Origin of the sequence: Streptomyces sp. NPDC053069 (genome assembly GCF_044546895.1) — a bacterium.
Classification (GTDB): Bacteria; Actinomycetota; Actinomycetes; order Streptomycetales; family Streptomycetaceae; genus Streptomyces.
Genome location: NZ_JBITZN010000009.1, coordinates 57,785 through 76,412, shown reverse-complemented (window position 1 = coordinate 76,412; position 18,628 = coordinate 57,785). Strand labels below are relative to the sequence as shown.

Sequence of the window (18,628 nt, the reverse complement as noted above, 5' to 3'; positions counted from 1 at the left end):
TCTGGCGGTAGTCGAAGGAGACCGGCCATGCCCATAGAACAGCGCGGAGTCGACACCATCCCGGACGAGGAGCGGACCAGCGGTCCGCGCGACCTCGTCTCGATCCTGCTCGGCTCCAACCTCTGCCTCGGGGTGATCATCTTCGGGTGGCTGCCGCCGTCCTTCGGGCTCGGCTGGTGGGCGTCGGTGAGCGCGATCGTGGCGGGAACGGTGGTCGGTACGGCCGTCACCGCCCCGCTCGCCCTCATCTCCCTGCGCACCGCCACCAACCTGTCCACCTCCTCCGGCGCGCAGTTCGGCGTCCGGGGCCGGCTGGTCGGCTCGGTGGTCGGTCTGCTGCTCGCCCTCGGCTACACCGCGCTGACCGTGTGGATCGGCGGCGATGTGATGCTGAGCGTGCTCGGCCGGCTGTTCGGGGTGCCGGCGGACGGGGTGTCGTACGCCCTCGTCTACGCGGTGCTCGCGGCGGCGACCGTCGCGGGCGCGGTGTACGGCTACCGGGTGCTGCTCGCCATGTCCCGCGTCCTCGCCGTCGGCATGACCGCCCTGCTGGTCCTCGGGATCGTCGCCTACGCCCCGCACTTCACCACCGCGGCGCTGCCCGACGCGGGCGGCTGTCTGCTCGGCTCGTTCTGGCCGACCTGGTTCCTGGCGGCGGTGGCCGCGGGCCTGTCCGGTCCCATCGCCTTCATCACCCTGCTCGGCGACTACACCCGCTACATCTCGCCGCGGCGGCACTCCAGCCGCCGGGTGCTGCACGCCACCTGGCTCGGGCTGGTCCTCGGCCTGCTGGTGCCGCAGCTGTTCGGCACCTTCACGGCGTACGCGGCCCACGCGGCCACCGACTACGCGGGACCGCTGGTGGTGGCCTCCCCCACCTGGTATCTGATCCCGCTGCTGCTGTCGGCGTCCGCCGGCTCGGTCGGCAACGCCGGTCTGATGCTGTACTCCATGGGCCTGGACCTGGACGCGATCCTGCCGAAGGCCTCCCGCGCCCGCGCCACCTACACGGTCGCCGTGGTCGCCACCGTCTGTGTCTTCGCCGGCCACTACGCCTGGAACGCGCAGTCCGCGATGACGTCCTTCGTGCTGCTGCTCACCGCCCTCGGCACCCCGTGGGCCGTCATCACCCTCATCGGCTTCGCCCGCTGTCGCGGTGTGTACGACGCCGACGCCCTGCAGGTCTTCAACCGCCGTTCGCGCGGCGGGATCTACTGGTTCCGGGCGGGCTGGAACGTACGCGCGACCGTCTCCTGGGTCCTGGGCGCCGGGACCGGTCTGCTGGCGGTGTCCCTGCCGACGTACCAGGGCCCGCTGCTGCGCCTGACCGGCGGGGTGGACTGCAGCTTCCTGCTGTCGGGCGCGGTAGGAGGAGCGGTGTACTTGCTGCTGACGCCGGCTGAGCAGCGCCCCGAAGGGGCGCGGGGCCGCATCAATGTGCGGCTCCGCCGCGGGGGGCGATCAACCACGACCGACCCGCAGACGCCCGACGCCCCTTCGCAGCCGTACGAATCGCGCGCTTAACCGATCCGGTGCATCCACCCGTGCTTGTCCTCCGTCATACCCCGCTGGATGCCCAGCAGGGCCTCACGAAGGCGGACGGTGACGGGACCAGGCGTGCCGTCGCCGTGGCTCCAGGAGTCCGTCTTGGTCTTGACGTGACCGATGGGCGTGACCACGGCGGCGGTGCCGCAGGCGAAGACCTCGGTGAGCGCGCCGGAGGCCGCGTCCTCGCGCCACTGCTGGAGGGTGACCACGCCCTCCTCGGCGGTGTAGCCGAGGTCGCGGGCGACCTGGAGCAGGGAGTCGCGGGTGATGCCCTCCAGGATCGAGCCGGTCAGCTCAGGGGTGACGATCCGGTCGCCGTAGACGAAGGCGACGTTCATGCTGCCGCTCTCCTCGACCTTGGTGCGGGTGACCGCGTCGAGGTAGACGACCTGGTCGCAGCCGTGCGCGGCGGCCTCGGCCTGCGGGAGCAGCGAGGCGGCGTAGTTGCCGCCGGTCTTGGCGTCACCGGTGCCGCCGGGGACGGCACGGACGTGGTCCTCGGAGACCCAGATGGTGACCGGCTTGACGCCACCGGCGAAGTAGGCGCCGGAGGGCGAGGCGATGAGCATGAACAGGTACTCGTTCGCCGGGTGCACGCCGAGCGCGGCCTCCGTGGCGAACATGAACGGGCGCAGGTACAGGGACTGCTCGCCGCCGTGCGGCGGGACCCAGTCGGCGTCCTGGCTGAGCAGCGCGTCCAGCGCGGCGATGAACAGGTCCTCGGGCAGCTCGGCCATGGCCATGCGGCGGGCGGAGTTGCGGAAGCGGCGGGCGTTCGCCTCGGGGCGGAACAACGCGATCGAGCCGTCGGGCTGGCGGTAGGCCTTCAGTCCCTCGAAGATCTCCTGGCCGTAGTGCAGGACGTGGGTGGAGGGGTCGAGGGAGATCGGGCCGTACGGGACGAGCTGGGCGTCGTGCCAGCCCCGCCCCTCGGTCCACTTGATCGTCACCATGTGGTCGGTGAAGTGGCGGCCGAACCCGGGGTCGGCCAGGATCGCCTCGCGCTCGGCGGCGGCGAGGGGGCTGGCGGAGGGCTTGAGCTCGATCGTGGGCGTCGTCATGTGTTGTCCTTCACCGGTTGTAGTGACGGGCCGCTTATACGCCCCGTACACGGCCGGTGGCCAGTTCTAGGACGTCCGAGCATTCCCTCATACCGCGGCTCCGCGTTCGATTATCGCGCGGGGGCTGCGGCCGACGGAATGGGGGTGAAAGCGACCCAAGGGTTGATGGTGGCACCCGGCGAGGCACACGAAAAGCCGCCGGGTGCGGATGCGACCCGGCGGCTTCGAGGAGTGGCGCGGGTCAGCCGGCTACTCGTACGGCCAGCGCGTCGCCGATCTGCGAGGTGCTGCGGGCAGCCAGCCCGGCGCGCTCGGTGAGGTCGGCGGCGACGGCGGCGTCGATGCGGTCCGCCTCGGAGTCGTAGCCGAGGTGGCGCAGCAGCAGGGCGACGGACAGCACCGTGGCGGTGGGGTCGGCCTTGCCCTGGCCGGCGATGTCCGGGGCCGAGCCGTGCACGGGCTCGAACATCGAGGGGAACTCGCCGGACGGGTTGATGTTCCCGCTGGCGGCCACGCCGATGCCGCCGGAGACGGCCGCGGCGAGGTCGGTGATGATGTCGCCGAAGAGGTTGTCGGTGACGATGACGTCGAACCGGCCCGGGTCGGTGACCAGGAAGATCGTGGCCGCGTCGACGTGGAGGTAGTCGGTGGTGACCTCGGGGAACTCCTGGGCCACCTTGTTGAAGATGTCCGTCCACAGATGCCCGGCGAAGGTCAGCACGTTGTTCTTGTGGACCAGCGTGAGCTTCTTGCGCGGACGGGCCTGGGCGCGGGCGAAGGCGTCGCGGACCACCCGCTCGACACCGAAGGCCGTGTTGACGGACACCTCGGTGGCGACCTCGTGCTCGGTGCCCTTGCGGATGGTGCCGCCGTTGCCGGTGTACGGGCCCTCGGTGCCCTCGCGGACGACGACGAAGTCGATCTCCGGCTGGCCGGCGAGCGGGGTGGCGACGCCGGGCAGGAGCTTCGACGGCCGCAGGTTGACGTGGTGGTCGAAGGCGAAGCGGAGCTTGAGCAGGAAGCCGCGCTCCAGGACGCCGGACGGCACCGACGGGTCGCCGATGGCGCCGAGCAGGATGGCGTCGTGCTGCTTCAGCGCGTCGAGGTCGGCGTCGGTGAGGGTCTCACCGGTGGCGTGGTAGCGCTGGGCGCCGAAGTCGTACTCCTTGGTCTCCAGCTTCACATCCTGCGGCAGGACGGCGGAGAGGACCTTGAGACCTTCGGACACGACCTCCTGGCCGATGCCGTCACCCGGGATCACTGCGAGATTGATGCTGCGAGACATGCGGGCACCCTACTCCTCGTCCCAGGTACTGACATGACCCTTCCACCATGCGGACACTCGGACGGGTGTGTTCCGCGGTGGAACCGGGGGGCGGGACTCAGTGGCCCGTCTCGCCGCCGTTGTCGCGGCGGTCGAGGGCGCGCTGGAGGGCGGCGGCGGCGTTCTTGCGGTCGGACTCGCTCGCGCGGGACACGTGGCGGACTCGGCGGCGGACGGTCGTCTCGGCCATGGGAAATCGTCTCCTTCGGCAAACGTGGAGGACGCACAGGGACAGGGAGACGCCGGAGAGGCGGGGAGCGACGGCCACAGGGGTTGCCTGTACGGGGTCCGGCTCACGACCGCCATTCGCTGGATCGAGCGAGACGTTCGGCTCCTACAAAATTAAGGGAGCGGCCCGTTCCTGTCTGCACAATTACTCGGACTTCCTACTATCTGAGACGGTGGACCGGCTCACACCGCTCTGAGCTGGGCCTTCCCGCGTTCGGGTGACGCCGCGCCGAGGGCTCGAAGGGTGCGGATCAGGGCCCGTACGGCGGTGGTGCCGGCCAGTTCCCGCGTCGTGACGTAGCCGACGCAGCGGTGGGGCCGGTCCGGCCCCAGGTCGGTGATCTCCACGGCGGGCGGCGCCCCGGTGAGGGAGAGCGCGGGCATGATCGCCATGCCGAGCCCGCTGCCCACCATGGACAGCACCGCGCCGTCGTCCTCGGCGTTGACGGTCGCCGCCGGGATCCAGTCCTGGGCGGCCCACCAGGCACGGGTGTAGGAGCCGCAGTTCTCCGCCCAGTCGACGAGCGGCAGCGCGCGAGGATCCGGATGCCCGGCCGGATGGACCAGGGAGTACGGCTCCCGAAGCAGCACCCCGCCGACCAGTCCGGCCGGCGGCGGCCCGCTCAGGGTGGCGATCCCGAGATCGGCCCGTCCGGCGGCGACCTCGCCCGCCGTGCCGGCGCCCAGTTCACGGACGACGGTGACGGTCACCTCGATGCCGGGGTGCTGCGCGGTGAGCCGTTCCAGGGCGGGCGGCAGCAGATGCAGGGCCGCGCTGCGGAAGGCGGCGATCCGCAGCGGCCCGCAGACCTCGCCGGTGCCCGCGTCGCGGACGTCCGCGGCCAGCACCTGGAGCATGCGCAGCACCCGCCGCGCATGGGCCGCGGCCCGCTCCCCCGCCGGCGTCGGCCGCGCGCCGAACCGCCCGCGCTCGAACAGCACCGCGCCCAGCTTCCGCTCGATCCCCCGCACGGCGTGGGAGACGGCGGACTGAGTGGCCCCGAGGCGGGCGGCGGCGGCGGAGAACCCGCCCTCGTCGGCCACGGCGACCAGGATCCTCAGCTCCTGCGGGGCAAGGTCGACTGATGTCACTCGGGGCTCCCACCTGCACATATGAGGCCGACTCATGGATCGGCGCGTTCCATGAGCCCAACCCTCTGCCCACCCCCGGCATTCCTCCCTACCGTCCCCTCCATGACCGAGATCGCGCTCACCGTGCAGCAGACCGCCCGCCCCACCGGCTTCCCGACCGCGGACCACTTCCGCTTCGCCGAGTCCCCGGTGCCCGAACCGGCGCCCGGTACGGCGCTTGTGGAGAACCTCTACTGGTCGGTGGACCCGTACCACCGCGAGATGATGGACGGCGACTTCACGCTGCACGCCCCGCTGGAGGGCCGCGCACTGGGCCGGGTGGTGGCCTCCCGCACCCCGGCCCTGCCGGAGGGCGAGATCCTCTTCCACCGCCAGGGCTGGCGCACCCACGCCGTGGTGAGCCCCGAGGAGGTCCGCCGGCTCCCGCACCACCCGGGCGTGCCGCTGTCGGCGTACCTGAGCGTGCTGGGCGGCACCGGCCTGACGGCGTACATCGCCCTGACCCGGATCGCCCGGCTGCGCGAGGGGGAGGACGTGTTCGTCTCCGGGGCGGCGGGCGGGGTCGGCACGGCGGCCGGCCGCTTCGCCCGGCTGCTCGGCGCCGGCCGCGTGATCGGCAGCGCGGGCAGCCCGGAGAAGGTGGCGTACCTGACGGAACAGGTCGGTTACGACACCGCCTTCGACTACCGCACGGCACCGGTCCGCGAGCTGCTCGCCGAAGCCGCCCCCACGGGCATCGACGTCTTCGTGGACAACGTGGGCGGCGACCACCTCGGCGCGGCGATCGGCGCGCTGCGCAGGCGGGGCCGGGTGGTGCGGGTCGGCACGATCAGCCAGTACAACACCCCCGATGCCCCGCCCGTCCTCTTCGACCACGCGGACGTGGTGGAGAAGAGCCTGCGCATCGAGGGCTTTCTGGTGAGCGACCACCGGGACGCGCAGGAGGAGTTGTACGACTTCGCCGTACCGCATCTGCGCAGCGGGGCGCTGGCGCCGGACGAGACGGTCGTGGACGGGTTCGAACGGATCGTGGAGGCGTTCCTGCTGATGCTGCGCGGCGGCAACACGGGCAAGATCCTTGTCCGCGCGGCATGACGATCCGTCAGGTCACGTCGCCGTCGCGCCAGTCGAAGACCAGCTCGGCACCGGACTCGACCGGCCCGGCGAGCCCGGGCCACAGATGGACGGCCCCTTCCTCCTCCGGCAGCCGTACGATCCCGCCATCCGGCGAGAGGGCGTGCACCTGCCCGCCCCACCGCTGCCAGCCCCGCGCCGCGTACAGCAGGGCTCCCTCGTCGCTCGCGGCGAGCGCACCGAGGTCGTAGGCCCGGCCGATCACCCGCTCCAGCTCCCCCATCACCCGCCCGCCGAGCCCGGTGCGCCGCACGTCCGGCCGTACGGCGACGGCCTCGACGTACCCGGTACGCAGCCAGCGTCCCCGATGCCGGATGCGCCGCATCACGACGGATCCGTGCGCGGCGAGCCCGGTGTCGTCGTGGACGAGCGCATGCAGGCCGCCGCACCCGTGATCCCAGTCCTCGTCGGAGAGGTCCCCGTCGAACGCCTCGTCCAACAGGGCACGGACGGCGGCGAGTTCGGCGGCTCCGAGATCGGCGGTGTGGACGAGACGCTGTCGGACGGCCATGACCCGCATTATCGCTCGGCCGGTGTGAGCGCCGGGATGGAAACGGGCCGGGAAGTCTGCTCGGTGGCAGGCTTCCCGGCCCGTGGTCAGGGGGCTGAGGGTCAGCCCATGTGCGGGTAGGCGTAGTCGGTCGGCGGGACCAGGGTCTCCTTGATGGCGCGGGTCAGGGTCCAGCGCAGGAGGTTCTGCGGGGCGCCGGCCTTGTCGTTGGTGCCGGAGGCGCGGCCGCCGCCGAAGGGCTGCTGGCCGACGACGGCGCCGGTCGACTTGTCGTTGATGTAGAAGTTGCCCGCGGCGAAGCGGAGCTTCTCCATCGTGTAGGCAGCGGCGGCGCGGTCGTTGGAGATCACCGAGCCGGTCAGGGCGTAGTCCGACACCGACTCCATCTGCTCCAGCATCTCGTCGTACTTGTCGTCCTCGTAGACGTAGACGCCGAGGACCGGGCCGAAGTACTCCGTGCGGAAGACCTCGTTCTCCGGGTCGGTGGAGACGATCACCGTCGGGCGGACGAAGTAGCCGACCGAGTCGTCGTAGCTGCCGCCCGCGATGATCTCGCAGGTCGGGTCGGACTTCGCGCGGTCGATCGCGGCCTTGTTCTTGGCGAAGGCACGGTCGTCGATCACGGCGCCGATGAAGTTCGACAGGTCGGTGACGTCACCCATGGTCAGGTAGTCGACCTCGGCCGCGAACTCCTCCCGGAAGCCGGAGTTCCAGATCGACGCCGGGATGTACGCCCGGGAGGTGGCGCTGCACTTCTGGCCCTGGTACTCGAAGGCACCGCGGGTCAGGGCGGTCTTCAGGACCGCGCGGTCGGCGCTCGGGTGGGCGACCAGGAAGTCCTTGCCGCCGGTCTCGCCGACCAGACGCGGGTAGGAGCGGTACTTCTCGATGTTGGTGCCGACCGTCTTCCACAGGTACTGGAAGGTCTTGGTCGAGCCGGTGAAGTGGATGCCGGCCAGGTCGCGGTGCTCAAGAGCGACCTTGGAGACCTCGATGCCGTCACCGGTGACGAGGTTGATGACGCCCTTGGGCAGGCCCGCCTCCTCCAGCAGCTGCATGAGCAGGACGGCGGCGTGGGTCTGGGTCGGGGACGGCTTCCAGACGACGACGTTGCCCATCAGCGCGGGGGCCGTCGGCAGGTTGCCCGCGATGGCGCTGAAGTTGAACGGCGTGATCGCGTAGACGAAGCCCTCCAGCGGGCGGTGGTCCAGGCGGTTCCACACGCCCGGGGAGTTCGCCGGGGGCTGCTCGGCGATGATCTGGCGGGCGTAGTGGACGTTGAACCGCCAGAAGTCGACCAGCTCGCAGGGCGTGTCGATCTCGGCCTGCTGGGCGGTCTTCGACTGGCCCAGCATGGTGGAGGCGGCGATCGTCTCGCGCCACGGGCCGGCCAGCAGCTCGGCGGCGCGCAGGATGATCGCGGCACGGTCGTCGAAGGACATCGCGCGCCAGGCCGGCGCGGCGGCGAGGGCCGCGTCGATGGCGTCCTTCGCGTCCTGCTGGGTGGCGTGCCGCAGGGTGCCGATGACGGCCTTGTGGTTGTGCGGCTGCACCACCTGGAACGGCTCACCGCCGCCCATCCGCTTCTCCCCGCCGATGGTCATCGGCAGGTCGATCGGGTTCTCGGCCAGCTCCTTGAGCTTGGCCTCCAGCCGGGCGCGCTCGGGCGAGCCGGGGGCGTAGCCGTGCACCGGCTCGTTGACGGGGGTGGGGACCTGGGTCACAGCGTCCATGAGATCCGGACTCCTTGTACGTGAGCGGGTGTCGGGGCGTAGGGGGGCTCAGCCCTTGCTGACCATCGAGCGGAGGAAGAACCGCAGGTTGGCGGGCTTCTCCGCGAGACGGCGCATGAAGTAGCCGTACCAGTCGGTGCCGTAGGCGGTGTAGACGCGCATGCGGTGGCCCTCGGCGGCCAGCCGCAGGTGCTCCTCACTGCGGATGCCGTACAGCATCTGGAACTCGTACTCGTCGAGCTTGCGGCCAGCCTTGTGGGCCAGCTCCTGGGCGATGGCGATCAGACGCGGGTCGTGCGACCCGATCATCGGGTAGCCCTCGCCCTCCATCAGCGTCTTCAGGATACGGACGTAGGCCTTGTCGATCTCGTGCTTCTGCTGGTAAGCGACCTCGGCAGGCTCCTTGTAGGCGCCCTTGACCAGGCGGACGCGGCTGCCGGCGGCGGCGAGACGGCGGCCGTCGGCCTCGGTGCGGAACAGGTAGGCCTGGATGACGCAGCCGGTCTGCGGGAAGTCCTTCCGCAGCTCCTCGTGGATGGCGAACATCGAGTCGAGGGTGGTGTGGTCCTCGGCGTCGAGGGTCACGGTCGTCCCGATGGCGGCGGCGGCCTCGACGACCGGACGGACGTTCGCGAGGGCCAGCTCGTGGCCACCCTCCAGCGCCTGGCCGAACATGGACAGCTTGACCGACATCTCGACCTTCTCGCCGAGCTCCAGCTCCTTGAGGTGGTCGATCAGCGCCAGGTAGGCATCGCGGGCGTGGGTGGCCTGCTCGGGGGTGGTGATGTCCTCGCCGACGACGTCCATCGTCAGCTCCAGGCCCTTGGCCGTCAGGTCCTTGATGATCGGCACGATGTCGTCGACGGTCTCGCCGGGGATGAAGCGGTCGACGACCTGCTTGGTCACCGGGGCCGCCGAGATCAGGCGTCGCATCCGGTCGCTGCGCGACGCGGCGAGAATCACGGGACCCAGCACGGGGCACCTCCACAGACAAGCACCAATACGGCCATCACCCGACGATTCGGGTACGGCGCGGAGAACCACCGTGAAACCTAAGGATCTCTCCGATCGTCGGCCATCGACAGCTGTCACGCATCCGTGCACTGGATCTCAGACAGATGTATGAAGGCAGCCGGAAAATGAGGGAGAATGCCCGAGTGGCGGCGGATTTCAAGGCTTTCAAGGGTGACTACCAGGAGCTGGTGGACGAGATCTCGGAGCTGCTGGGCGTCCCGGCGACCCTGGAGAACCGCGACTTCGAGCTGATCGCCTTCGGCGCGTACGACAGTGAGGGCGAGCTGGATCCCTCCGCGCTGGACCCCGTGCGCACCCGTTCGATCCTGACCCGGCGCTCCACGGCGACGGTCCGGACATGGTTCGAGGGCTTCGGCATCACCCGCGCGACCGGCCCCGTACGGATCCCGGCGAGCCCGGAGGCCGGGGTGTACCGCGGCCGGATCTGCCTCCCCGTACGCCATCGGGGTGTCGTCCTCGGCTACGTGTGGCTGCTGGAGATCGAACCGGGACCGACGGACGCGCAGCTGGCCGCGGCGATGCAGGTGGCGGGCCGGATCGGCGCGCTGCTCGCGGACGAGGCGGAGGCCGGGGCCGGGCTGAGCCGGGAGCTGCGGGCGGTGCTCACCGCGGAAAGCGGCTGGCAGCGGGACATGGCGGTGGCCGAGTTGCGCACCGCACTCGGCGCCCGCGCGGACGGCCCCGTCACCCTGGCGTGCATCGCCCCCTGGCCGTCGGCCGACCCGGACGACGCCCCGGCCGCCCGTACGATCCCGCACACCACGGCACTGTGCACGCTGCCGTGGGGGGCGTCGGAGCAGAGCCTGGCGCTGCTGGTGCGACTGCGGACCACGGGGACGGCCACGCCCGCGCTGGCGGCTGCCACGCGGGTGCTGAAGGAGGCCGGGGAGGCTCACGGGGCGTCGGGCGGCGCGGCGCGCGGGGCCGGGTGTGCCGCCGGGGTCGGTGAGCCCCGCGTGGGTCTCACCGACCTGGGGACGGTGTGGCAGGAGGCCGCCGCCGCGGCGCGCGCCGCGCTGGCCGAGCCGCGGTTCGGACCCGTCGCCCAGTGGGCGCACATCGGGCCGTACCGGCTGCTGACCGCGCTGCCGCCCGAGGCCGCGCACGACGTCGTGGTCGGCCCGTTGCTCTCGGCCGCCCACCGCGAGCTGGCCCGCACCGCGGAGGTCTATCTCGACTGCGCGGGCCAGGCCGGCCGCACGGCCGCCGAACTGGGCATCCACCGGCAGACCCTCTACTACCGCCTGTCCCGGATCGAGCAGCTGACCGGCCTGGACCTGGACGACGGCGAGGACCGGCTGCTGCTGCACATGGCGCTGAAGCGGGCGCGGCTGTAGCCGGCCGGGGCGTCCCGGGCGTCCCGGGCGTCAGGGGCGGCCGTTGAGAGCGGCGAGGGCCTCGAAGAGGGTGGCCGGGGCCGACGGGCCGTCCGTCCACCGGGCGGCGATGTGACCGTCCGGCCGGACGAGCAGAGCGCCGCCCGGACCGAGCCCGAGGCCCTCCGCGGACCCCTGCGGCAGGGCCTCGACACGCAGCGGCCAGGGCGCGGCGGCGCGCGGAGCCCAGGCCGCCGTGTCGGGGGTGAACAGGGTGAACCACTCACCGAGGGCGTCGAGTGTGGAACGGCCGGGGGTGAGCGGTAGATGGGGCATGCGGTGACCTGGCTGCGGGGTGGGCACGTAATCCGTGGCGGGGAGGGCCTCCATGCCGGGAACGGCCTCCGCGTCGGAGCGGGGATTCGTGGCGGGGTGGGCGTCCGTGGCCAAATCGGCATCCGCCCGCGAAGAGGCGTGCACGCGTGGATCGACAGGTGGCTCGGGACGGGTGTGGTCGTCGGTGAGGACGGCTGTGGAGCGGTAGGTGACGCCGAGCACCAGGCCGAGTTGTGCGAAGTACCGGTCGGACCAGGGCAGTTCGACCCGGTGCGCCGCCTTGCCCCCCGCCTGCAGCTGCTCCCGCCGCCGGCTTTGCGCGGTACTCAGCAGCTGGGCGTTGGCCACCGCTTGGCGGAGCGTCAGTCGGGCGACGGGCTGCCGTTCCGTCTCGTAGGTGTCCAGCAGGCTCGGTCCGGCCCACCCCTGCAGCACGCCGGCGAGTTTCCAGCACAGGTTGTGCACATCGGCCAGGCCGGCGTTCATGCCCAGGCCGCCGATGACGGGGACCGCGTGCACGGCGTCGCCGGCCAGCAGGACCCGGCCGTGCCGCAGGCGTTCGGCGACGAAGGCGTTCATCACCCAGTGCTGGACCCGCAGCACCGTGTGCCGTACGTCGGCACCGGGGCCGAGGGCCCGCGCGACGAGCTCGTGCCAGTCGGTGTGCGCGCCGTCCTCGGGGGTGGGACCGAACCAGGCCCAGCCGCCCTCGGGATACAGCGGCATGAACGACCCGTGCGCGGTGAAGTAGACCCCGGCGGGCTGCCCGGCACACCAGCGGTCGAGGTCGGCGTCGAACACGACGGTGGTGACCTTTCCCAGCGCGCCGGGTCCGGTGGTGCCGATGCCCAGCAGCTGCCGCACGGTGGAGTTCGCTCCGTCGGCGGCGAGGACGTAGGGGACCCGGACCCGCGTCTCCTGCCCGGAGCGGCGGTCGGCGAGGCGGGCGACGACCGTGCTGTCCTCTTCGGCCAGGCCGACCAGTTCGACCCCGAACCGCACCGGCGTGTCCGCCGCGCCGAGCAGCACGGGTTCCAGCCGGTCCTGGGAGGTGACCACGCCGGTCACGGGGCTCTCGGGCACCGGCGCGTGCACCCCGGCCATCGCCGCCGCGGCGAAGTCGCGGTCGCGCAGGGTGTCCCGGAAGCGGACGCGGCCGTACTCCGGCGGGAAAGCCCTGGCCGTGATCTGCCCGGCGAGGCCGAGACTGCGGAAGATCTCCATCGACCGCACATTGACCAGCCTGGACCGGGGAAACGGCGACAGCTCGCCATGCCGCTCGACCAGCAGCGTGCGGACGCCCCAGCGTGCCAGCAGCGCCCGGGCGGTGAGGCCCACGGGCCCCCCGCCGACGATCAGTACGGTCTCCTCGGCCTCGGCCACGCTCATGTCGGCCCGGGTTCCGGGAGCGGGATCCGGCACATGAGGCCAATCTCGCCCACTCGTGGGGCCACCGCAATCCGTGCATCGGCGCGCATCCGCAGCTGCGCCTTCGCACGCCGACCGGCCGCTGACGCCGGGCGCCCCCTGCGGAGCGGCGGGTGGATCAGCCCTTGTCGATGCCGGCGATCACCCGCCGCAGCCCCTCCGTCAGCTGTTCGGCAGTGGTCGCCGAGTCCGGGTCGAAGAGCCACTGGACCATGAGGCCGTTGAGCAGCGTCTGGTAGAGGCGGCCCTCGGTGTCCACCGCCTTCTGGTCGAGGTCGGCCTCCGGGATACCGCTGAACAGGGACACGAGCCCCGAGCGACCCTCCTCCTGCGCCTCGGCCAGCAGCTTGCGCACTTCCGGGATCCGGTCGCCCTGGGCGATGAGTTCGTAGCTCAGCATCCAGATGGCCCGCGACTGGGGGACGCCCCGGATGACGTTCGCCCACACCTCCTGGAAGCGTTCCAGCGAACCCGGCGGCTGCGTCACCTTTCCGCCCATGGCGGGATCGAAGCTTTCACCCACCTCCTCGATCAGCGACACATAGGCCTGCACCAGCAGCGCGTCCTTCGACCCGTAGTGGTAGCCGATCGACGCCAGGTTGGTGCCCGACTCCTTGACGATGTCCCGCGCGGTCGTGCGCAGGAACCCCTTCTCCAGCAGGCAGCGCTTGGCGCCTTCGAGCAGATCCTCACGGTGTCCCATGCGCACCACCCTACCGCCGATCCATACAGCCGTCCTAGACGGATGACTTATACACCTGTTCTAGACAATCGTTTAAGACGCTCGTACAGTCACTGCCATGACGAACTCGACGAGCACCACCACCCCCGTCGGTGGCCCCGCCATCGCCCCCGCCCGCGCCGGCCGACGCGAGTGGACCGCTCTCCTCGTGCTGATGCTGCCGCTGCTGCTGGTCTCCATGGACGTCTCGGTCCTGTACTTCGCGACCCCCGCCATCAGCGCCGACCTGCACCCGAGCGGCACCCAGCAGCTGTGGATCTTCGACGTCTACGGCTTCGTCCTGGCCGGCCTGCTGATGACGATGGGCTCCCTCGGCGACCGCATCGGCCGCCGCAAGCTCCTTCTCACGGGCGCCGCCGCCTTCGGCGCCGCCTCGCTCCTCGCGGCCTACGCGAACAGCGCCGAGACCCTGATCGCGGCCCGCGCGGTCCTCGGCATCGGCGGCGCGACACTGATGCCGTCCACGATGGCGCTGGTGCGCACGATGTTCACCGACCCCGGCCAGCGGGCCAAGGCGATCGGCATGTGGTCCGGCGTGATGACCGGCGGTATCGCCCTCGGCTCGGTGATGAGCGGCATCCTCGTCGAGCACTTCTGGTGGGGCTCGGTCTTCCTGGTCAACCTGCCCGCGATGGTGCTGCTCCTGCTCCTCGGACCGGTGCTCCTGCCGGAGTCCAAGGACCCGAACCCCGGGCGTTTCGACTGGCTGAGCGTCCCGCTGTCGATGGCCGCCGTGCTCCCCGTGATCTACGGCCTGAAGGAGATCCCGTCCGAGGGCTGGCACCCGCTGTACGTGGTCTCCATCGCCGTCGGCCTGCTCTTCGCGGCCCTGTTCGTCCACCGGCAGCGCACGGCCGCCTCGCCGCTGATCCCGCCGGCCCTGCTGAAGGGCCGCGGCTTCGCCCCGGCGCTGGTCCTGAACCTCGTCGCCGCCCTCGCCATGATGGGCTCGGCCATTTTCACCACGCAGTACCTGCAGGCGGTCCTCGGCAAGAGCCCGCTGGCGGCGGCCCTGTGGAGCCTGCTGCCCTCGGTGTTCATCGGACTCGCCGGCCCGGTCACCGCTCAGCTCGTCCAGCGGGGCGTCAACCGGGCGTACGTCGTCGCCGGCGGCTTCGCGGCCATGGCGGCCGGATACTCGATGATGGCCTTCATCGGCACCGACTCGCTGTGGCTGGTGCTGGCCGGGGCCGGCGTCCTCGCCTGCGGGATGGTCGCGATCACGTCCCAGCTGGTCGACCTGGCCATGAGCAGCGCGCCCGTGGAGCGGGCGGGCTCGGTCTCCTCCCTGCTGGAGACCGGTACCGAGTTCGGCGGCGCGCTCGGCATGGCGGTCCTCGGCTCCATCGGTACGGCGGTCTACCGCCACGAGATGCCGTCCACCGCTCCGGCAGGTGCCCGCGAGACCCTCGGGGACGCCCTCGCCACGGCCGCCCACCTGCCCGGCCGGGCAGGTGAGTCCCTCCTCACCACGGCCCGCGAGGCGTTCACCAGCGGGATGCAGGGTGCGGCGATCGCCGGTGCGCTGGTGGTGGCGCTGGCGGCGGTCGGGGCGGCGGTGAGCCTGCGGAGGATCGGGGCCGGGGAGGAGAAGTAGGGCATGGAAAAACGCCGGGCGGGCTGACGGAAGTCAGCCCGCCCGGCGTTTCGCTGCTGCGTCAGACCAGGTTCACCGAGCGGGCGGACGTCGCACCGATCTCGGAAGCCACCTCGGCCAGCACACCGGCGGAGACCGTGTCGTCGACGGTGAGCACCGCCAGGGCCTCGCCGCCCACCGCCGCACGGGCGACCTGCATGCCGGCGATGTTGATGCCCGCCTCGCCGAGGATGCGGCCGACGGTGCCGACGACACCGGGACGGTCCTCGTAGCGCAGGACGACCATGTGGTCGGCGAGCGCGAGGTCGACGTCGTAGTCGCCGACCGCGACGATCTTCTGGACGTGCTTCGGTCCGGCCAGCGTGCCGGAGACCGAGACCTCCTCGCCGTCCGCGAGCGTGCCGCGCACGGTGACCACGTTGCGGTGCTCGGCCGACTCGGAGCTGGTGGTCAGCCGGACCTCGACACCCCGCTCCTGCGCGAACAGCGGCGCGTTGACGTACGACACGGTCTCGTCGACGACGTCCTCGAAGACACCCTTGAGCGCGGACAGCTCCAGCACCTTCACGTCGTGCTGGGTGATCTCGCCGTAGACCTCGACGTCGAGGCGGACCGCGACCTCGCCGGCCAGCGCGGTGAAGATACGGCCGAGGCGTTCGGCGAGCGGCAGGCCGGGCTTGACGTCCTCGGCGATGACACCGCCCTGGACGTTGACCGCGTCCGGCACCAGCTCGCCGGCGAGGGCGAGGCGGACGGACTTGGCAACCGCGATGCCCGCCTTCTCCTGGGCCTCGTCGGTGGAGGCGCCGAGGTGCGGGGTGCAGACGACCTGGTCCAGCTCGAACAGCGGGGAGTCGGTGCACGGCTCCTTGGCGTACACGTCGAGGCCGGCGCCGGCGACCCGGCCCTCCTTCAGCGCCGCGAACAGCGCCGCCTCGTCGACGATGCCGCCCCGCGCGGCGTTGACGATGCGCACGCTCGGCTTGACCTTGCGCAGCGCCTCGTCACCGATGAGGCCGAGGGTCTCGGGGGTCTTGGGCAGGTGGACGGTGATGAAGTCGGAGACCTCCAGCAGCTCGTCCAGGGACAGCACCTTGACACCCATCTGCGCGGCCCGCGCGGGCTGCACGTAGGGGTCGTAGGCGACGACCTTCATGCCGAAGGCGGACATGCGCTGGGCGACCAGGGCGCCGATGCGGCCGAGGCCGACGACACCGAGGGTCTTCTCGGCCAGCTCGACGCCCGTGTACTTGCTGCGCTTCCACTCGCCGTTCTTCAGCGCGGCGTTGGCCTGCGGGATGTTGCGGGCGGAGGCGAGGATCAGACCGCAGGCCAGCTCGGCGGCGGTCACGATGTTGGAGGTCGGGGCGTTGACGACCATCACGCCGGCCTTGGTGGCGGCGGAGACGTCGACGTTGTCCAGGCCGACGCCGGCGCGCGCGACGACCTTGAGCTTCTTCGCCGCGGCGATGGCCTCGGCGTCGACCTTGGTGGCGGAGCGGATCAGAATCGCGTCGACATCGGCGATGGCGGGGAGCAGTTCGGCTCGGTCGGCTCCGTTGGTGTGCCGGATCTCGAAGTCCGGGCCGAGTGCGTCCACGGTCGCGGGCGACAGCTCTTCAGCGATGAGTACGACAGGTTTCGAGCTCACGTGAGGTCCTCACAAGTCCAGAGCATGCGGACGGCCGTCCCGACGGCCGCAGGCGGAGGAGGGGCTAGCCGCGGAAGACGCACGACGCTGTGGGCCTGACGCGTATGTTGTGCAGCAGTGTAGTGGCGCCGCGGTCGCTGTTTTGCGCCACCGCGGAAGTATCACCCGGACGGGAAACTCCATTTTGTAGCCCTGCCGGCGGTTGTGGAACAGGGGGCCGGAGCAGCATGCCCCGACCCCCTGACATGAGGCTTACGCCTCTTCGTTCACCCAGCTCATCAGCTTGCGCAGCTGCTTGCCGGTGGTCTCCAGCAGGTGCTCGGAGTCCTGCTGCTTGTACTCGTTGTACTTCTTCAGGCCACCGTGGTACTCGTCCATCCAGTTGGTGGCGAAGGTGCCGTCCTGGATCTCGGCGAGGACCTTCTTCATCTCGGCCTTGGTGGCGTCGGTGATGATGCGCGGGCCGGTGACGTAGTCGCCCCACTCGGCGGTCTCGGAGATGGACCAGCGCATCTTCTCCAGGCCGCCCTCGTACATGAGGTCCACGATCAGCTTCAGCTCGTGCAGGCACTCGAAGTAGGCGATCTCCGGCTGGTAGCCCGCCTCGGTCAGGGTCTCGAAGCCCGCCTTGACCAGCGCGGCCGTACCACCGCAGAGGACGGCCTGCTCACCGAACAGGTCGGTCTCGGTCTCCTCGGTGAAGGTCGTCTTGATGACGCCGGCGCGGGTGCCGCCGATGCCCTTGGCGTAGGACAGGGCCAGCGCGAAGGCGTTGCCGGAGGCGTCCTGCTCGACAGCGGCGATGCACGGAACGCCGCGGCCCTCCTCGTACTGACGGCGGACCAGGTGGCCCGGGCCCTTGGGGGCGACCATGCAGACGTCCACGCCGGCCGGGGGCTTGATGAAGCCGAAGCGGATGTTGAAGCCATGGCCGAAGAACAGCGCGTCGCCGTCCTTCAGGTTCGGCGCGATGGACTCCTCGTAGACCTGGGCCTGGATCGGGTCCGGGACGAGGATCATGATGACGTCGGCCTCGGCGGCGGCCTCCGCGGGCGTCACCACGCGCAGCCCCTGCTCCTCGGCCTTGGCCTTGGACTTCGAGCCCTCGTGCAGACCGACACGCACGTCGACACCGGAGTCACGCAGCGACAGCGCGTGGGCGTGGCCCTGGCTGCCGTAGCCGATGACCGCGACCTTGCGGCCCTGGATGATGGACAGGTCGGCGTCAGCGTCGTAGAACAGCTCGGCCACTTTGGGTTCTCTCCTTGGTGTGCAGGTTGTGCGTCCCACCGTATGCCGGTGAGGGGAAGGGAAGTTTCGGAATCTCGGCATACGGGCGGAAGGACCGCCCGTATTCAGCCTTACGCGGTTCGGTCGAGCGCGCGAAGCGAGCGGTCGGTGATCGAACGGGCGCCACGGCCGATCGCGATGGTGCCGGACTGCACCAGCTCCTTGATGCCGAACGGCTCCAGCATCTTGAGCATGGCGGACAGCTTGTCACTCGATCCGGTGGCCTCGATCGTGACGGCCTCCGGGGAGACGTCGACGGTCTTGGCGCGGAACAGCTGGACGATCTCCACGATCTGGGAGCGGGTCTCGTTGTCGGCGCGGACCTTCACCAGGACGAGTTCGCGCTGGACGGCCTGTCCGGGCTCCAGCTCCACGATCTTCAGCACGTTGACGAGCTTGTTGAGCTGCTTGGTCACCTGCTCCAGCGGCAGGTCCTCGACGTTCACCACGATGGTGATGCGGGAGATGTCGGGGTGCTCGGTGACGCCGACCGCGAGCGAGTCGATGTTGAAGCCGCGCCGCGAGAACAGGGCGGCGATGCGGGCGAGGATGCCCGGGGTGTTCTCCACCAGGACGGAGAGCGTGTGCTTGGACATGGTCTT

General features: G+C 70.9%; 16 protein-coding genes. 4 read left to right on the top strand and 12 right to left on the bottom strand.

Annotation, left to right across the window (positions count from 1 at the left end; translation table 11 throughout):
* Positions 1-27: 27 nt before the first annotated feature.
* The gene (locus tag ACIGXP_RS22015) at positions 28-1,524 is read left to right on the top strand and encodes a cytosine permease (RefSeq protein WP_399770666.1); all 1,497 of its coding nucleotides are present in this window, start codon (positions 28-30) and stop codon (positions 1,522-1,524) included.
* Here the strand turns inward: ACIGXP_RS22015 and ACIGXP_RS22010 are convergent.
* The 4 genes from ACIGXP_RS22010 to ACIGXP_RS21995 all read right to left on the bottom strand — a co-directional run bounded on the left by ACIGXP_RS22010 (position 1,521) and on the right by ACIGXP_RS21995 (position 5,253).
* Complete coding sequence (locus ACIGXP_RS22010; RefSeq protein WP_399770664.1) at positions 1,521-2,609, bottom strand: branched-chain amino acid aminotransferase; 1,089 nt, start codon at positions 2,607-2,609, stop codon at positions 1,521-1,523. The genes ACIGXP_RS22015 and ACIGXP_RS22010 overlap by 4 nt on opposite strands.
* A 241-nt stretch (positions 2,610-2,850) precedes the next feature.
* Positions 2,851-3,894 carry a 3-isopropylmalate dehydrogenase gene (locus ACIGXP_RS22005; RefSeq protein ID WP_399770662.1) on the bottom strand — a complete coding sequence of 348 codons (1,044 nt, stop codon included), beginning with the start codon at positions 3,892-3,894 and terminating at the stop codon, positions 2,851-2,853.
* Between the two features lie 97 nt (positions 3,895-3,991).
* A complete protein-coding gene (locus ACIGXP_RS22000) occupies positions 3,992-4,123 on the bottom strand; it encodes a hypothetical protein (RefSeq protein ID WP_107100810.1) in 132 nt (43 codons plus the stop codon).
* A gap of 221 nt (positions 4,124-4,344) precedes the next feature.
* Entirely contained in the window at positions 4,345-5,253 is a 909-nt protein-coding gene (locus tag ACIGXP_RS21995) for a LysR family transcriptional regulator (protein WP_399770659.1), read from the bottom strand.
* Between the two features lie 102 nt (positions 5,254-5,355).
* Here ACIGXP_RS21995 and ACIGXP_RS21990 point away from each other — a divergent pair, with 102 nt between their 5' ends.
* A complete protein-coding gene (locus ACIGXP_RS21990) occupies positions 5,356-6,348 on the top strand; it encodes a zinc-binding dehydrogenase (protein WP_399770656.1) in 993 nt (330 codons plus the stop codon).
* Between the two features lie 7 nt (positions 6,349-6,355).
* Here the strand turns inward: ACIGXP_RS21990 and ACIGXP_RS21985 are convergent, their stop codons facing one another.
* From ACIGXP_RS21985 to ACIGXP_RS21975, 3 genes are all read right to left on the bottom strand, one after another.
* Positions 6,356-6,898, bottom strand: coding sequence for a GNAT family N-acetyltransferase (locus ACIGXP_RS21985; protein WP_399770654.1), 543 nt, complete (start codon positions 6,896-6,898; stop codon positions 6,356-6,358).
* 101 nt (positions 6,899-6,999) lie between these two features.
* The gene (pruA, locus tag ACIGXP_RS21980) at positions 7,000-8,631 is read right to left on the bottom strand and encodes an L-glutamate gamma-semialdehyde dehydrogenase (protein WP_363218404.1); all 1,632 of its coding nucleotides are present in this window, start codon (positions 8,629-8,631) and stop codon (positions 7,000-7,002) included.
* A gap of 48 nt (positions 8,632-8,679) precedes the next feature.
* Positions 8,680-9,606: a proline dehydrogenase family protein gene (locus tag ACIGXP_RS21975; RefSeq protein ID WP_399770650.1), complete on the bottom strand. Its 927-nt coding sequence runs from the start codon at positions 9,604-9,606 to the stop codon at positions 8,680-8,682.
* Between the two features lie 164 nt (positions 9,607-9,770).
* Here ACIGXP_RS21975 and ACIGXP_RS21970 point away from each other — a divergent pair, with 164 nt between their 5' ends.
* A complete protein-coding gene (locus tag ACIGXP_RS21970) occupies positions 9,771-11,003 on the top strand; it encodes a PucR family transcriptional regulator (RefSeq protein WP_399770648.1) in 1,233 nt (410 codons plus the stop codon).
* Between the two features lie 30 nt (positions 11,004-11,033).
* Here the strand turns inward: ACIGXP_RS21970 and ACIGXP_RS21965 are convergent, their stop codons facing one another.
* Positions 11,034-12,707 (bottom strand): FAD-dependent monooxygenase, encoded by a 1,674-nt coding sequence (locus ACIGXP_RS21965; RefSeq protein ID WP_399770645.1) that lies wholly within the window; start codon positions 12,705-12,707, stop codon positions 11,034-11,036.
* 157 nt (positions 12,708-12,864) lie between these two features.
* On the bottom strand, positions 12,865-13,449 hold the full coding sequence (locus tag ACIGXP_RS21960) for a TetR/AcrR family transcriptional regulator (RefSeq protein WP_399770642.1): 585 nt from the start codon (positions 13,447-13,449) through the stop codon (positions 12,865-12,867).
* 97 nt (positions 13,450-13,546) lie between these two features.
* Between ACIGXP_RS21960 and ACIGXP_RS21955 the strand changes: the two genes are divergently transcribed.
* Positions 13,547-15,085 carry an MFS transporter gene (locus ACIGXP_RS21955; RefSeq protein WP_399770640.1) on the top strand — a complete coding sequence of 513 codons (1,539 nt, stop codon included), beginning with the start codon at positions 13,547-13,549 and terminating at the stop codon, positions 15,083-15,085.
* Positions 15,086-15,146: 61 nt separating this feature from the next.
* Here the strand turns inward: ACIGXP_RS21955 and serA are convergent, their stop codons facing one another.
* The 3 genes from serA to ilvN form a co-directional block, all read right to left on the bottom strand.
* Positions 15,147-16,736, bottom strand: coding sequence for a phosphoglycerate dehydrogenase (serA, locus tag ACIGXP_RS21950; protein WP_363220290.1), 1,590 nt, complete (start codon positions 16,734-16,736; stop codon positions 15,147-15,149).
* Positions 16,737-16,988: 252 nt separating this feature from the next.
* Positions 16,989-17,987 (bottom strand): ketol-acid reductoisomerase, encoded by a 999-nt coding sequence (ilvC, locus tag ACIGXP_RS21945; protein ID WP_363220291.1) that lies wholly within the window; start codon positions 17,985-17,987, stop codon positions 16,989-16,991.
* A 110-nt stretch (positions 17,988-18,097) separates the two neighbouring features.
* Positions 18,098-18,622 carry an acetolactate synthase small subunit gene (gene ilvN / locus ACIGXP_RS21940; RefSeq protein WP_225837846.1) on the bottom strand — a complete coding sequence of 175 codons (525 nt, stop codon included), beginning with the start codon at positions 18,620-18,622 and terminating at the stop codon, positions 18,098-18,100.
* Positions 18,623-18,628 lie beyond the last annotated feature (6 nt).

Bases quoted from the DNA above. Each gene is read 5' to 3' on its own strand.
- ACIGXP_RS22015 (WP_399770666.1), top strand. From the start codon at position 28: ATGCCCATAGAACAGCGCGGAGTCGACACCATCCCGGACGAGGAGCGG.
- ACIGXP_RS21990 (WP_399770656.1), top strand. From the start codon at position 5,356: ATGACCGAGATCGCGCTCACCGTGCAGCAGACCGCCCGCCCCACCGGC.
- ACIGXP_RS22010 (WP_399770664.1), bottom strand. From the start codon at position 2,609: ATGACGACGCCCACGATCGAGCTCAAGCCCTCCGCCAGCCCCCTCGCC.
- ACIGXP_RS22005 (WP_399770662.1), bottom strand. From the start codon at position 3,894: ATGTCTCGCAGCATCAATCTCGCAGTGATCCCGGGTGACGGCATCGGC.
- ACIGXP_RS22000 (WP_107100810.1), bottom strand. From the start codon at position 4,123: ATGGCCGAGACGACCGTCCGCCGCCGAGTCCGCCACGTGTCCCGCGCG.
- ACIGXP_RS21955 (WP_399770640.1), top strand. From the start codon at position 13,547: ATGACGAACTCGACGAGCACCACCACCCCCGTCGGTGGCCCCGCCATC.
- ACIGXP_RS21970 (WP_399770648.1), top strand. From the start codon at position 9,771: ATGAGGGAGAATGCCCGAGTGGCGGCGGATTTCAAGGCTTTCAAGGGT.
- ACIGXP_RS21960 (WP_399770642.1), bottom strand. From the start codon at position 13,449: ATGGGACACCGTGAGGATCTGCTCGAAGGCGCCAAGCGCTGCCTGCTG.
- pruA (WP_363218404.1), bottom strand. From the start codon at position 8,631: ATGGACGCTGTGACCCAGGTCCCCACCCCCGTCAACGAGCCGGTGCAC.
- ACIGXP_RS21985 (WP_399770654.1), bottom strand. From the start codon at position 6,898: ATGGCCGTCCGACAGCGTCTCGTCCACACCGCCGATCTCGGAGCCGCC.
- ACIGXP_RS21965 (WP_399770645.1), bottom strand. From the start codon at position 12,707: ATGAGCGTGGCCGAGGCCGAGGAGACCGTACTGATCGTCGGCGGGGGG.
- ilvN (WP_225837846.1), bottom strand. From the start codon at position 18,622: ATGTCCAAGCACACGCTCTCCGTCCTGGTGGAGAACACCCCGGGCATC.